Origin of the sequence: Rahnella bonaserana, from assembly GCF_019049675.1 — a bacterium.
Lineage (GTDB): Bacteria > Pseudomonadota > Gammaproteobacteria > Enterobacterales > Enterobacteriaceae > Rahnella > Rahnella bonaserana.
Genome location: NZ_JAFMOW010000020.1, coordinates 1 through 363, shown reverse-complemented (window position 1 = coordinate 363; position 363 = coordinate 1). Strand labels below are relative to the sequence as shown.

1 protein-coding gene is annotated in these 363 nt (G+C 48.8%); it reads left to right on the top strand.

Annotated elements, in window-relative coordinates; translation table 11 throughout:
- Positions 1-363 (top strand): EF-Tu/IF-2/RF-3 family GTPase (locus tag J1778_RS00080; protein WP_274388717.1); only part of this gene is annotated, 363 nt, incomplete at both ends.

Below are 363 nucleotides of genomic sequence, written 5' to 3'. Positions count from 1 at the left end.
ACGTATTCTCCATCTCCGGTCGTGGTACAGTTGTTACCGGTCGTGTAGAGCGCGGTATCGTTAAAGTGGGCGAAGAAGTTGAAATCGTTGGTATCAAGGACACTGTTAAGTCTACTTGTACTGGCGTTGAAATGTTCCGCAAACTGCTGGACGAAGGCCGTGCTGGTGAGAACGTTGGTGTTCTGCTGCGTGGTATCAAACGTGAAGACATCGAACGTGGTCAGGTTCTGGCTAAGCCAGGTTCAATCAAACCACACACCAAGTTTGATTCCGAAGTGTACATCCTGAGCAAAGATGAAGGTGGTCGTCATACTCCATTCTTCAAAGGCTACCGTCCACAGTTCTACTTCCGTACAACTGACG